Below are 13,494 nucleotides of genomic sequence, written 5' to 3' on the forward strand. Positions count from 1 at the left end.
CGGCCGGGGCGGCACGACCAATCGATCCGAGAGTCCTTGCCATGACACTCGGCTCGAGGCTTCGTATGCGCATTTCCATAGGTCCACAAACTTTCACCAAGCCAACTGGCAATACTGAATTCGCCATGAAGTTCGACGCGAATGCTTCTCATTTATGGGAGATTGATCCGGTCACGCAGGGCCTCGGTTCGGCAATCGTTTGCGTTTGGGAGTTTCCGAATACCGGGATAGCACCTATTTCAGTTTCACCCCCAAGCCTAGGGTTAGTGATGTCGATCTCACCCGACGGGATTGTTCTTAGCCACTTCAAATGGACGATGCCTGTGGAGCCATACGCGGAAGCTCTCGATGTCGGGAACGGATGGACGCGCCAAGAAAAGGATGAACATGCCACAAAGTATTATTGACCGTCTCGTTGAACACTCACTGGATACCCCCTTCGAGCGTTTTGACGCAGAAGTAATTGCGGCCGCAAAAATGCGGCTCATCGACGCCTTGGGGTGCACAGTGTCGGGTTCCCACGGGGCCGGCAACGATGCCTTCGCGGCGGTGGTCCGCAACCTTGGTTCGGCGCCCCAAGCGTCCGTCGTTGCCAGTAACGAGAAGCTTGCACTGCCCTACGCAGCGATGATCAATTCCCTCCAGTGCCGCACCTTCGACTTCGAGGTGTGTGGCCCCGAGCCGGAGGGATCCAACGCGGGCAAGATGGTCGGCCACGTCGGCAGCACCACTGAACCAACCGCACTTAGCGTCGGAGAATTCACCCATGCAAGTGGCCGGGACCTACTGGCCGCCGTTATCCTCGGCGGAGATGTCGCGGCCCGTATTTCCGTGGGCAATACCTTTAACTTCAACGCCGATTTCGAAGTCTGTGGGACGTCCAATGCATTCGGTGCAACGGTGGTTGCGGGGCGATTGCTTGGCTTGAACCATGATCAGCTTCGCAACGCCTTCGGTATCCTCTTGAACCTCATGGCAGGCTCCTACCAAGGCATCTGGGACGGCGTTCCATCATTCAAGTTGCCCGGTGCCATGGCTGCATTCAACGGCATCCTGAGCTGCCAGCTTTCCGCAGGTGGATTTGGCGGCGTGACTGATGCCCTGGAAAGTCGGCTGGGTTACTTCCACCTCTACGCCGATGACCCGCAGCCCGCGGCACTGGTGGCCGACTTGGGTGAGACCTTCTACGTTCGTGGACAACACAAGATGCATCCTTCTTGCTATGGAAACCACAATGCCATCGACTGTGCTCTGGCGCTGAAGGAAGAACATCAGTTTGATGGTGAAGACGTCGAATCGGTGTTCGTGGACGTATTGCCCAATCGAATCGACCACTTCCTGAATCAGGTGCCGACCCTCAACGATCAGCAACCGAAGTTCCTCTTCTCGATTCCCTATTCGGTAGCCAACGTCCTGTACCGCGGACGTCCCGAATTAGAGCACTTCAGCGAGCCGGGCATCCGGGATCCTCGTGTACTGGACCTTACGTCGCGCGTGGTGCTGCGTCCTAACCTGCCAGCGGGCAAGACACACGCCTGCCGTGTCGTGGTGCTCCTTAAGGACGGCCGCGAGTTCGAATACTTCCGCGAAAACCCGGTTGGCTGGATCGATGACCCGGTGACCCACGAAGACGTTGTGGAAAAGTTCTGGCGCAACATCACGTTCAAGGGCACTCTCTCAACCGAGCAGGCGCAGCGAGCCTTGGACTTGATCGAAAACCTTGAAGACGTGGCGGATGTGGCCGAACTGGCCGCATGCCTGACCCTCACCCCGCAATTGGCCGTCGCCGACGGCTCAACTCACTAGTTTTTGTCCCTTTCGAAAGGAACCATTGAAATGACGCAGATCGCAACGAACGATTCATCGCTCAAGACCGAGTTCAACCCCCGCCTCGCGCACTTGGGCATCTTCTGTAAGGACCTCGATGCCATGGTCGAGTTCTACTGCCGCGAATTCGGCATGATCGTCAGTGATTCCGGCTTGGGCAAGTCCGGAAAGGCGGCCACCCGCCGCCGTGGAGCCTTCCTGACCGGTGATCCTTCCGAGCACCACCAACTCGCGCTCATCGAGGGTCGTGCTGCAGACACCCCGCCGACCACGGCGCAGATCTCCTTCCTCGTCCCGACCCTTGAAGAGCTTCGGGCCTTCTGGCGCCATGTTGTCATCACCGGCATCCCCGTGCAGGTCGTCAAGAACCACGGCAACGCCTGGAGCATCTACATCGATGACCCGGATGGCAACATGATCGAGGTCTACACCCACTCTGATTGGTACACACAGCAGCCCCTGGGTGAGCCACTGAATCTCGAGGACAGCGCGGAAGAGATCATTCGCCAGACAGAGGCACTGGTAGCGCTTGACCCTGAAGCACGTCCACGCACCGAATGGATGGCCGAACAAGCAGCCAAGATCAAGGCTGCCCGAGTCGCACTGGCGTCGTGACTGCGGGCAAGAAGGCCTTCCGGAGCGTCTGGACGTATCTGAACCGCACCGCCCACACGCTTGGTTACGTCGACGTGGCGGGGGTGCGGACCAGGTACATCGAAGCCGGGAAACCCCAGAACCCAACGCTGGTGCTTCTTCATGGAACGGCCGGAAGCCTTGAAAACTTCTGTGCCAACTACGAAGAGCTGTCCCAGGATTATCACGTCCTGAGTCTTGATCTTCTGGGATGCGGTTACACGGATAAGCCGGAATTTGACTACCACATCCCTGACTATGCGAAGCATGTTCTTGCATTCATGGATGCCTTGAATGTCGAGAAGGCCTCACTGATCGGCGTCTCGCTGGGATCCTGGATCGCTTCCTGGATCGCCGTAAACCACGAAACGCGTGTCGAATCGGTGATTGCCATGGCTCCTGCAGGAATCGTGGTCGATGCCGAGGAAGAAAAGCAATTCGGGGCTGACGTTCGCAGGCGCCGAAGTGCAGCTGCCGCGGAGCCAAACTGGGATACTGTCACCGCGGCCATGGGCCGACTCATGCTCAATCAAGAAGACCTGATTGATGATCTGGTTGCCGTTCGGCTGGCCATCTACCAGCAGGAAAGCATGAAGGCAGCGATGGGTCGATTGCTGGCATTCACTTCCGGTTCGGATTTCATTGCCCAGGACCAGTGGGCCGGGATGCAGGCGCCGATTCTTGTCGTTGCCTCGGTGGATGCCAAGAACATGTTCCTGGACAACGCCTACTTGATTTCCAAGATGGCGCCTCATTCCGAATTATCGGAAATGACTGGGTGTGACCATTGGCCGCAATTTGAGCAGCCTGCCCAGTTCCACTCCGTGGCCCTCGAATTCCTTGGTCGGTGTGCCGGCCACAAGGAAGGCAAGATCAACGAATCACAGGCTATTGGAGCGGTTGACGTGAGTCGATAGCGCCACCCTCCGATCAGTCGTGACTGGTCGTTGTACTCCCGCAATTCGGGGAGAACAACGACCAGTCTTTCTTGTGCCAATAGTTTTGCTGAAGACCGAGGAGAACTTCCTACCCTCGCGCGTGCGTGTACAACCAAGGTCTTACCTCTCAAAGCTCTTGGGGCCACACGGATACGGTGATCCCTGCAGAACTTGGCCGGGCTGAGGCGAGACAACCAGGGGCGTCGAAATCTGAGAGTCGAGTGCTCCAGAAGTGTCCAGCCTCAGAGGCGGCCAATTACCTGCTCGGGCCCGTCGCTCAATCCTCAAGTCTTGATACTGGAGCTTTGCCATGGTCATGACTCGGTGCGGCTGCGCTGATCGTCAGCGTCATCTGCCGAAGCAACAGGATTTCTCGACCCTGACAAGAGCTATTCCCTACTCGGGTGAAGGGGTCCGGTCTAGAGCAGTCGATGATAGTCATGGTTGACCAATGGGTTGCACCGTCTGTATCTTCGCTGCGCCATCCATATCTTCGGGAACAAATAAAGAATTGCATTAACGACGCAAGAGGTCTGAATCCGAAGTGCATCCGGACTCAGACCCCTTGCGTTCGTAGTTCTTGAAATTAGAGCAGATCCAATTTCATGACTGATGTTTTGTCGTCTTACTTGAAATAGGCCAGTGTGCCCAGGTCCTTGAACGGAGCCGGTTCCAAACCAAACATGGTCTTGATGTACTGGCCGGCAGCAAGTTCACGGCCAGCGGATCCGTGGTTGCGAGCTGCCATCAGATCCCGGAACGTCATCTGCAGCGGGTTGCTCGTCGCCGAGGCCGCCGCCCCGGCGATGGGCCAAAGCTCGGCGAAGGACTCAAACGATGTCGCGTTCGCGTTAGCCGCTTCGAAGCGAACCCTCATGCGCTCCAAGGCAGGGGCTTCCTCTCCACGGCAGGCAATCTCGAAGAACGTGCGCCAGTTCGCCAGGTGGCGGTCCCGCGCTGCGCCAATTGCCGTGAGGGCAGTGGCGACCTTGAGATGCAGGAACGGGTTCTGGGCAATTGGTGCGCCGGTGCCCTGTCTGGTCAGTCGAACCTTGGACTGTTCAAGGAAGATGTCGATGCCGCCAAGGGCAGTACCGATAACAGTATTCGTTGGCGTCGAATTGAAGACGCTGGTGAACGACATCCAGTAGAGCGGGACGTTGTTCACTGCCCACCCAGGGTTCTCGTCGTTGTAGGTGTCGATGAAGAAGTGGATCCGGTAATTTGGAACGAAGACCTCCTTGAGGGTGACGGACTTGCTGCCCGTTCCCTTCAGGCCTTGGACATCCCAGCTCGAGTGATCGATTTCCACATCAGTAATCGGTACGACAAACGCCTTGTCGCCGCCGCCAAGAATGACCCACTGTGCGTGGTCAACACCGCTGGAGAAAGTCCACGTTCCGTCCAGGACATACCCGCCTTCCTTCTCCACGTAGGATCCAATCGGCGCGTACGAGCTGGACGCACGTGTGTCGGGTCCATCGGCCCAGAATTCGTCTTGCATCTTTTCGGACATCAGCGCGATCTCGAAGGCATGAACGTTGAGCTGCCCGGCGATCCAAGCGGCTGAGCTATCTGCGGTCGCGACCTTCATGATGCCTTCGAAGAAGGAGGCAGGGTCCATCTCCAGACCCCCATACCGAAGCGGTGTGAAGGCCCTAAAAAGGCCGGTGCCGATCAGTTCCTCAACCGTTGCGTCCGGGACGCGGCCCGCAGTCTCTGATTCGTTTCGGCGAGATGCAATACTCTCCAAAACATTATCGATTGCCGCAAGGTAGTCGCGCCCTGCCGCCAGAGCGCGCTCACGATATGTGCTCCAGTCAAGGGAGCGAGCCGAGGGATCATATGAAGGTTTGGTTTGCACCGAGTCGGAGACCATTGACATTGTCCGTCCTAAGTTAAGGGTTGGGGATGGTGTGGCAGCTGCCGCGCCATGGATGGAAAGGGAATATCTGGTGGGCACCTGAATCGGGTGCCTAGGGCGGCTAGGTGGTCAACAGGTGGACCAGAACCCGGCGAGCTGCCTGAATATCTGAATCACTGATCTGGCTCAGCTTTTCCGTACTGAATTTCGTGGCCGCCTCCAGCAGCTGGCTGCGAATGGATTTACCGCTGATCGTGAGGTGAAGATCCCCCGAGGGGCTTTCCCCGACCCAGCCTCGCGTCTTGAAATCGCTCAGGGTATCCTCAACGGCGGACTCTCCCAGCAGTGCCTGGTCGGCGATTTCCGTGATCGAGGTGATTCCGTCATCGAGCAAGTTGATGACCCTGCTACCGGCGATATTGATGCCCAGCTGGTCACGATATTCGTTGAAAAGTCGGGACATGCGCTGCTCCGTGGATTTGAGCAGTGAAACAAATAGCGGCGATGCATCGCCATTGCCGGATGTCGAAGAATATGGTGCAGCCGAAGTCAGCTCGACACGCGGGTGCTCTTTGGCGATCCGGTATTGGCCGGCGAAGAAGACAAGGGGTGCGCCCGAGAGCCGGGTGAACTTGTTGACCCGGCCGATGATAATCACGTGATCGCCACCCTCATGGGTCGCTTCGACAGTGCACTCGAAATGGGCGATTGCATCGTTCAGGATCGGGTCTCCGTGGATGCCCGGGTTCCAAGAAACATTTTCGAACGCGTTTTCCTGCGGCCGGCTGAACAATGCGGAAGTTTCAACCTGATCATCGGCAAGTACATTGACCGCAAAGTGCTCGCCGCGGGCGAAGGCATTGAGGCTTCTGGACTCGTTACGGATGGACCAGGAAACCAGTGGTGGATCCAGGGACACCGCCGCAAAGGAATTCACTGCCATACCCACTTGACGCTCACCCACGGTCGTGGTCATAACCGTGACGCCAGTGGCAAATTGGCCCAACGCCCGGCGGAATGCGCGGGTGTCGTCTACGGGATCGCCTTGCTCCTGAATTGATTCCGCAGCGTTGGTCGATGAAGTGGTAGTCATTCTGGGTTCCTTTGTCCGAGGTCCGTGTCCTGCGGAATATGCCTAATCCATGTGTGGTGGTTCTGAAAGGATCCGGCGTATGTTCGTCCGCTGTATTTGCGTTGAGATCAGTATGTTCCGCATCACTAAGTCAGTGACAGCCCCGTTCCGGATACTGGAAAGATTGATGTTCGGACACGGCAAGCTTCCCGCGTGGCGGAAGGGCACCTATTTCCACGGTGCCAAGAGGCATAGAGTCTCGGGCGTGGGGCATAGGCTCCAACATCAGAGACCGGCACGGCCGAGTCGCCACGAATTGAAGGAGCCCACGTTGGCACGTATTCCCTACATGAATCCGGATGAAACGCCGGAAGCGACTCTGCGAGCGCTCTCAGGTCGCCGGCAGATCAATATCTTCCGGCTCATCGGTCAATCCAAGAATGCCGCTCCTAACGTGCTTGCCCTGGGCCACACACTCAGCAAAGGGAGCTCGCTCCCTCCGGTGGACCGCGAAGTGGTCATCTTACGGGTGGCCCACCTGTCCGGGGCTGCCTATCAGGCCCACGAGCACCATGCCGTGGCACTGCGCCACGGGTTTACGGAGGAAAAGATTGCAGCTGTTGCCAATTACCCGCAGGAATCGGCGCGTTCGGAACTGACCGCTTTCGAACATAAGCTGATCGAATTTACGGATTCGATTGTCACGACCACAACGGTCTCAGACGAGCTGTTCGCGCAAATTTCCGGGACTTACGATCATTCTCGACTGGTTGAACTAGTGATGCTCATTGGCTTCTACATGATGGTTGGTCGCGTGATGAATACCTTCGAGATCGAATTGGAAACGGGTCCTGTTGACACGTTTCCGGTGATCGGCGAGTAACGGTCCTACGACACCATCTATTGCATGTGCGGTTCGGCGGGATCCCGTGCCAAGTCATCAAGGACCCCGCCGATCATGGATGCACAGGCACCTTCCAGAAGTTCCACGTCGTAGACGTACCCGAAAGCCACACCAAGCATCAAGCCTTCCTTGAGGACATTGAGCATCCACGCCAGAATTGCTGGATCGACCCGCGGCCGATCCGCGATGGCAACCTCGAGCCATTGCTCCATCTCAGCTTCCTGGGCCACCAAGCCCCGTTGGATCGCCTCGCTCGCAAGCGACAATGGGTCGCGGCGCTGAAGCTTGAGAAGCAAGCCCGCCTTGACGGTGTCCGGCGACGACATGGATGCCGCGACCCCGTCGGCTATCGATTTGGCCAAGTTGACCAGCAATGTGCCTTCATCCGTACGTGTACTGGGAAGGGTTGTGCCGGCAAGCCGCAGAAAGGGTTCAGCAACGGCATCACGGATCAGTTCGTCTTTGCCCTTGTAACGCCAATAGATCGAGCTGCGCTGCATGCCGGCGCGCTCACCGATCAATGCCAAGGTAGCGCCTTCGTAACTTCTCTCTGCGACGAGGGAACGAGCGCTTGAAAGCAGTTTGTCCTCGCCGTCGATCGCTTCCAAGGGCTCGGTCGGCTGGATGCGAGTTTCTTTTTTGAGCGGCAGGTTCACCACGTCGCTGGATTCAAGCAGGTCGTAAAACGCATGGCAGAGGGCTATTGCCACTAGTTCGCCGCGTTGTGCTTGGGGCGAATCGTCGCATCGGACATCAGAAATGTAGTGGCCATCGAGGAATGCGATGGTCAGGCGAACCATTCTTTCGGCAATGTCGTCGTGCTGGTTCCCGCCAAAGGCCTTGCTTGCAGTACTCCACCATTCGTGGATCTGCTTTCGAGCGCGCTGCCGACGGCGCCTGAAAGGTTCCCGTGCCATTGAACCTTCAGAACTGCCTTCCAGGACGACCATGATGCCAAGCCGAACCGGTCCCTCGGTCTCGCTTGAAGTGAATGCCGGGGTCAAGATCTGAACGAGTTGTTCACGCAGGCCAAGATCCGATGTGTATTGTGGCCAGGCCGACAGGTTCTCAACATCGCTCTGATACGTGCCCTCAAGGGCGGCTGCCAACAGTTCGTCCTTGGTAGGGAAAAACCAGTAAATGGAGCTCGCGGGCTTTCCGGTGACCTTGGTGATGCGGGAGATCGTTGTGCCGGCATATCCGTAGCGACCTAGCAGACCGACGCTTTCGGCCAAGATGGAGCGGAGAGTTGCCTCACCACGCGCATTCCGTCGGCTCGTATTCATCGGCCAGGCTCCCTTTATCTTCATCGGTTTGGCAAGCATCGTACGCGACGCTCCATCATCGTCAGGCTCTCAGCACACGGTTTTTGACCGTGGCGAGTAACAAATGGCGAGGTTTCGAGGTCTTGCCTAATTCTAGACCAATCACTACACTTTCTAAACTAGGCACTACAGAAATAATCCGGATCAAATTTCTTCAAGACGCTATCGGGGGAAACCCAAGCGTCTGAGCGGAAGGGAACACACCATGACCGCGACCATCAGCGACGCCGTGCAGCACGACGCTTCGGAAAGCGTTCAGGCCTCCATTGGAGGAACTGCTTCAGTGGTGCGTGCCCTCCAACTGCTTGATGTTTTCACCGGGGATCACTCGACGCTTGGCGTCAGTGATATATCCAGGCGCGCCGGAATCCCGACCTCGACTGTGCACCGATTGCTATCCCACTTGGTCAAGGGGAATCTTGTCACCAAGGTTGGGTCGAACTACAGCCTTTCGGTGCGCTTGTTTGAGCTGGGAAACCAAGTCGTCCACAGCCAGGCTCAAGGATTGAAGGAAACCGCGGCTCCCTTCTTGGGAGAACTTTTCGGCAATACGGGGCTCACCACCCACTTGGCCGTACTTGAAGGGCCTGAAATCGTCATGATAGACAAAGTGGTCGGCCTTCGCAGCTACCCGTCACGAACGGTCATTGGCGGAAGGTACCCGACGGCATGTACCGCGCTGGGAAAGGCGATGCTGGCATTTGAATCCCCGGAGGTCATCCGCAACGTGGCCGCCGTTGGAATCCCGCGTCGAACACGACACTCCCTCTCTACGGCTGCGGGCCTTATCGCCCAATTGGCTGAAGTGCGCTCCACGCGTTTGGCCTATGACCGCGAAGAGGCATCACTTGGTCAGGTCTGTGTGGCTTCGCCCATCGTCATCGACGGTAAGGCGGTGGCGGCAATAGGTTTGTCCGGTCCAGCGCAGGGCTCTGACGTAACAACCCACGGTGCGCTCCTCGTACGGGCGACCGCCCAGCTCACCCGCAAGCTGCACTCTTAATCAGATATTTTGTACAAGGCAGGGCACCCGTCGCTTGCGGGTGCCCTGCCTTTCTCATGAAGTGGTTGTCCGACCCGAGAACTTCCGTCCGCGGCTCGAAACAGCAGAAGGTGCGCACCCCAAGGGATGCGCACCTTGCTTTGAAAGCAATTGGGTGGCCTAGGCCGTGGTCTGTGTCCTGATTTCCTGATAGACCTTGGCGCGGAGTTCGGCGAAGCGAGGAAGAAGCTTCGTGCCCACTTGATCGCGATCGTCTCCGAGATTAGTTTCGATCAAGTCCACTACTTCGGTTGGCTTGCCACCGAGCACCAACACCCGGTCGGCGAGGTAGACAGCCTCGTCGATGTCGTGGGTCACCAACAAGACCGTAATGCCCAGGTGCTTCTTGACCTTCAACGTCAGGTCCTCGAGATCCGCCCGAGTCTGAGCATCCACGGAAGCGAACGGCTCATCCATGAGGACGATGGCCGGCTCATAGGCCAGTGCGCGGGCGATGGCCACACGCTGCTGCATGCCACCGGAAAGCTGCCAGGGAAACTTGTGGAGGTGGCCGGCCAACCCAACTTCTTCAAGGGCTGCGGTGGCTTTTGCCTTGATCTCGGCCTTGGCCAACCCCTTCGAACGCAACGGTAGTGAGACGTTGTCCAGGATCGAAAGCCAGGGCATCAGCGAGCGCGAATAGTCCTGGAAAACGATCGCCATCTCGGCAGGTGGTTCCGTCACGGTCTTTCCGTTCAACGACACGGTTCCGCTCGTTGGTTCCAAAAGGCCTGAAAGGCACTGCAACAGGGTGGTCTTTCCCGCGCCCGACGGTCCGACGATGCACATGAATTCGCCGGCCTGAACTTCGACATTGATGTTCCCGAGGACCGTGTGATAGCCGAACGACCGGCCGAGGTTCTTCACCGAAAGAAGCGGCTCTCCCGCATGCTGCGCGTTTTCGGACTTTGGGGTGACGATTGAATTGGTCATGGTCTTTGTTCCTAAGCGTTTTTGATGATGTGCCAACGGAGAATGCGATTCTCAGCTAATCGGAATAAGAAGTTCAGTACATAGCCCATCAGGCCCAACATGACAATGCCGGTCCACATGCTCAGAATGTCGAAGTTTCTCTGGGAGTTGAGGACAAAGTACCCGATCCCACCCGGAGATCCAATCATTTCCGTCACTACCAGGACGACCGTGGCAATCGCCAATGAAATTCGTCCGCCGGCAAAGATTTGAGGCGTCGCGTTAGGAATGTAGATGAATCGAATGCGTTCCATCAGCGTGAGCTGGTAGCTTTTTGCGGCCTGCAGCAACACGGGCTCCACCGAACGAACGCCATCAATGGTGTTCAACAGGATCGGCCACATGCAAGCCAGAGCGATCATGAAGACCTTCATCTCCTGCCCAATGCCCAAGAACAGTGTGGCGATGGGAAGGAGAGCTACACCTGGTGTTGAGCGCAAGAATTCCAGCAGTGGCCGGAACGCCTCTTCGGTGCGGCGCAACATTCCGAGGCACACACCACCGACCACACCAACGATGAGGGCAAAACCAAAGCCCATGAAGATTCTTCCCAGACTCGGCAGCAGGTCGGTGGCAATTCCGTCAAAGAACCAGATTTCAGCGAACTTGTTCATGATGTCGGACAACGAAGGGAAGTAGAAGGATGTGCTTCCGGCAGACAGTACAAGCCAAACAACTATCAACAGGACGGGCAGCCAGAGCTCCCAGGCGACGTTCTTGATGAGTTTCATTAGGCTCGTTCTCCCCGGGTAATTGGATGCCACCAGAGCATTCGGCGTTGTCCGAAGACGATGAGCATATTGATAGCCAATCCGATCGCTCCAGCGGTGATGGCGTAGGCAAAGACTTCGGGGCGACGGAAAGCCTGTTCCATTGACATGAGTTCCTTGCCCAGTCCCGGAGCGCCTCCAATGTATTCGGCGCCGACTGTCATCAACAAGGCAATTGTCGCGGCCAACCGCATACCGGTGGATACGAGCAACGTGACGCTTGGAATCCAGAGGAAACGTACCCGGTCCATTCGCGAAATGCGGAAGACCTGAACGACCCACTTGTGCAGTGGTTCGACTTGCTTGACGGCAACCATCGACTGGATCAACAGCGGCCAAAGTGCCGACATGACAATCATGGTGATCGACATCTTGATGGTGGGTCCAAAGAGTAGGAGCACCAATGGCAGGAGTGCGATCGTGGGAATCGTCCTAAAAAAGTCGATGACCCAGCGCGTACTGCGTGTGGCGTTCAGCGACATGCCGATCAACAGACCCAGCGGGATGCCGAAGACCGCGCATATGGCCAACCCGATGGCCCATACCCTGACAGTGGTAAGGATCGCCATCCAATAGGTGGAGGTGCCCCAGAGGGTTGTCATGGCCGTTGCAACTTCAAATGGTGCTGGAAGCCCATCGCCCGGTAGCAAGGAACTCGCGGCAATAAGGTGCCAAACAAGTAAGACGCCAGCGATGGCCAACAGCTGCCATGACAACTTGGTGATCAATTTGCGGTTGTCGAGCGAGGTTTTTCGGCTCGGCCGGTCGCTTACCCGACGTTCCCTGGCCCTCGTTGGGCTCACTGGCGTGGCGGTACCGGTCGATCCGCTCATTTGAAATCTGCCAACACATCCGAAGCTTTGGGTGCTTCAGAAAGGATTCCGTATTTCACGGCTGTGGCCGAGACAGCTTCGATCTGAGCCGAGCTGATGGCGGTGGTTCCGTAATCCAGGATGAATGCGTTCTTCAACTGTGCCCCCTTGTAGCCCAGCAGCTCCACGGCAATCTTCTTCCCCAGTTCCTTGTCCTTGTTCACTTCGTCCTGGGCAGCGTAAACAGCGGTTGTGAACTTCTTGAGAGACTCCGGGTTTTTGCCAATGAATTCGTTCGTGGCGACGTACACCGAGCTCGGTTCACCCTTCTTGCCAGGAATGTCCGTGCTGTGGATGAGCCTAACGGTGCCGGCGGCCACTGACGCCGATGCAAGCGGCTCGGAGGCGGTAGTAGCTTCGACTTCACCCTTGAGCAACATGTCGATGGCTTGTGGGCCGGGCACCTCGATGAATTTTGTATCGGCTGAATTGCCGCCGTCAGCATCGATTACTGCACGAATATTCATCCAGATCTGGCTGTTGATTGCATGGATTCCGAGGTCGCGTCCGGCAAGATCTGCGGGAGTCTTGATATCGCTACCCGGCTTGACCAAGACGCTTCCGGTGGATGGAACACCCACTCCACCATCGGTCGACTGCACACCGGCAACGGCGACAATCTTGATCGGAACACCTTTTTGGATGGCCTGCATGGCGGTCGTCGTATCAACCTGGGCGATCTGCAAGTCGCCGCTGATGAGCTGCGGGACTGCGTCGTTGCCGGACTTCACGGGGGCGGCTTCGACGGTGAGGCCTTCCTTGGTGAACTGCCCGCTGGAGATGCCATTCCTGACTCCCACTCCGGCCAGGCTCGTCGTGCTTCCGATCTTCAAGGAAACCACCTCGTTAGCGGGAGCCTCGGTCTGGCCGCATGCTCCGAGAGTCAGCATCAGGGCGGTGGCGGAAACTACCGCGGACACACGACGTGTTTTGCGTGAACCGTTAGTGATAGATCGCATTTTGGTACCGGTCTTTCTTCGCTCATTGGGAAAAATGTGGCCAGATACTGACGCTTACTCCGCAATGATGACGAGTAGCCGTTTCTGTAGTGCCTGGTCCACTGAGTGTAGCGGGGGTCACATTAGCGGCTCAATGCACCATCCCGGATAGTGAAAAGTTGCCGCGGGCGAGTTATGAACTTCCTCGTGGCAATTCGACTCGTTATGCCGCATGACGGAAAAGTCTGCTGTGTTCGGGCGCGCATCAGTATCCAATGAGAAGCCGACGTAACTCGGATTTTGGATCAACGTATCAATGAGTGGCGAGCCGAATTGA

Annotated in this window: 13 protein-coding genes; 6 read left to right on the forward strand and 7 right to left on the reverse strand. The window is 57.1% G+C overall.

The window, feature by feature from the left end; translation table 11 throughout:
- Positions 1 to 65 precede the first annotated feature (65 nt).
- From ACLQ7E_RS04965 to ACLQ7E_RS04980, 4 genes are read left to right on the forward strand one after another with little or no spacing between them, the layout of a single operon-like run.
- Complete coding sequence (locus tag ACLQ7E_RS04965) at positions 66 to 407, forward strand: hypothetical protein (RefSeq protein WP_411731454.1); 342 nt, start codon at positions 66 to 68, stop codon at positions 405 to 407.
- Positions 388 to 1,806: an MmgE/PrpD family protein gene (locus tag ACLQ7E_RS04970; protein ID WP_411731455.1), complete on the forward strand. Its 1,419-nt coding sequence runs from the start codon at positions 388 to 390 to the stop codon at positions 1,804 to 1,806. Before ACLQ7E_RS04965 ends, ACLQ7E_RS04970 begins: the two co-directional genes overlap by 20 nt.
- 30 nt (positions 1,807 to 1,836) lie before the next feature.
- A complete protein-coding gene (locus ACLQ7E_RS04975; protein ID WP_411731456.1) occupies positions 1,837 to 2,442 on the forward strand; it encodes a VOC family protein in 606 nt (201 codons plus the stop codon).
- Positions 2,439 to 3,377, forward strand: a complete 939-nt coding sequence (locus tag ACLQ7E_RS04980) for an alpha/beta fold hydrolase (RefSeq protein WP_411731457.1) — start codon at positions 2,439 to 2,441, stop codon at positions 3,375 to 3,377. The genes ACLQ7E_RS04975 and ACLQ7E_RS04980 overlap by 4 nt, the downstream gene beginning before the upstream one ends.
- Positions 3,378 to 4,023: 646 nt before the next feature.
- Here ACLQ7E_RS04980 and ACLQ7E_RS04985 read toward each other — a convergent pair.
- Both ACLQ7E_RS04985 and ACLQ7E_RS04990 read right to left on the reverse strand, forming a co-directional pair.
- On the reverse strand, positions 4,024 to 5,283 hold the full coding sequence (locus tag ACLQ7E_RS04985; RefSeq protein ID WP_411731459.1) for a hypothetical protein: 1,260 nt from the start codon (positions 5,281 to 5,283) through the stop codon (positions 4,024 to 4,026).
- A 100-nt stretch (positions 5,284 to 5,383) separates the two neighbouring features.
- Positions 5,384 to 6,355, reverse strand: coding sequence for a flavin reductase (locus ACLQ7E_RS04990; protein WP_411731460.1), 972 nt, complete (start codon positions 6,353 to 6,355; stop codon positions 5,384 to 5,386).
- Between the two features lie 310 nt (positions 6,356 to 6,665).
- Here ACLQ7E_RS04990 and ACLQ7E_RS04995 point away from each other — a divergent pair, with 310 nt between their 5' ends.
- Complete coding sequence (locus ACLQ7E_RS04995) at positions 6,666 to 7,217, forward strand: carboxymuconolactone decarboxylase family protein (RefSeq protein WP_411731462.1); 552 nt, start codon at positions 6,666 to 6,668, stop codon at positions 7,215 to 7,217.
- 17 nt (positions 7,218 to 7,234) lie between these two features.
- Here the strand turns inward: ACLQ7E_RS04995 and ACLQ7E_RS05000 are convergent, their stop codons facing one another.
- The gene (locus tag ACLQ7E_RS05000) at positions 7,235 to 8,563 is read right to left on the reverse strand and encodes a TetR/AcrR family transcriptional regulator (protein ID WP_411731463.1); all 1,329 of its coding nucleotides are present in this window, start codon (positions 8,561 to 8,563) and stop codon (positions 7,235 to 7,237) included.
- Between the two features lie 205 nt (positions 8,564 to 8,768).
- Between ACLQ7E_RS05000 and ACLQ7E_RS05005 the strand changes: the two genes are divergently transcribed.
- Positions 8,769 to 9,566, forward strand: a complete 798-nt coding sequence (locus ACLQ7E_RS05005) for an IclR family transcriptional regulator (protein ID WP_411731464.1) — start codon at positions 8,769 to 8,771, stop codon at positions 9,564 to 9,566.
- Positions 9,567 to 9,725: 159 nt separating this feature from the next.
- Here ACLQ7E_RS05005 and ACLQ7E_RS05010 read toward each other — a convergent pair whose 3' ends face one another.
- From ACLQ7E_RS05010 to ACLQ7E_RS05025, 4 genes are read right to left on the reverse strand one after another with little or no spacing between them, the layout of a single operon-like run.
- On the reverse strand, positions 9,726 to 10,574 hold the full coding sequence (locus ACLQ7E_RS05010; RefSeq protein ID WP_411731465.1) for an ABC transporter ATP-binding protein: 849 nt from the start codon (positions 10,572 to 10,574) through the stop codon (positions 9,726 to 9,728).
- On the reverse strand, positions 10,550 to 11,308 hold the full coding sequence (locus ACLQ7E_RS05015; RefSeq protein ID WP_411731466.1) for an ABC transporter permease: 759 nt from the start codon (positions 11,306 to 11,308) through the stop codon (positions 10,550 to 10,552). Before ACLQ7E_RS05015 ends, ACLQ7E_RS05010 begins: the two co-directional genes overlap by 25 nt.
- Positions 11,308 to 12,180, reverse strand: coding sequence for an ABC transporter permease (locus tag ACLQ7E_RS05020; protein WP_411731468.1), 873 nt, complete (start codon positions 12,178 to 12,180; stop codon positions 11,308 to 11,310). The genes ACLQ7E_RS05015 and ACLQ7E_RS05020 overlap by 1 nt, the downstream gene beginning before the upstream one ends.
- Positions 12,177 to 13,052, reverse strand: coding sequence for an ABC transporter substrate-binding protein (locus tag ACLQ7E_RS05025; protein ID WP_411731470.1), 876 nt, complete (start codon positions 13,050 to 13,052; stop codon positions 12,177 to 12,179). Before ACLQ7E_RS05025 ends, ACLQ7E_RS05020 begins: the two co-directional genes overlap by 4 nt.
- Positions 13,053 to 13,494: the final 442 nt, after the last annotated feature.

The organism is Paeniglutamicibacter sp. (genome assembly GCF_046714615.1).
Classification (GTDB): domain Bacteria; phylum Actinomycetota; class Actinomycetes; order Actinomycetales; family Micrococcaceae; genus Paeniglutamicibacter.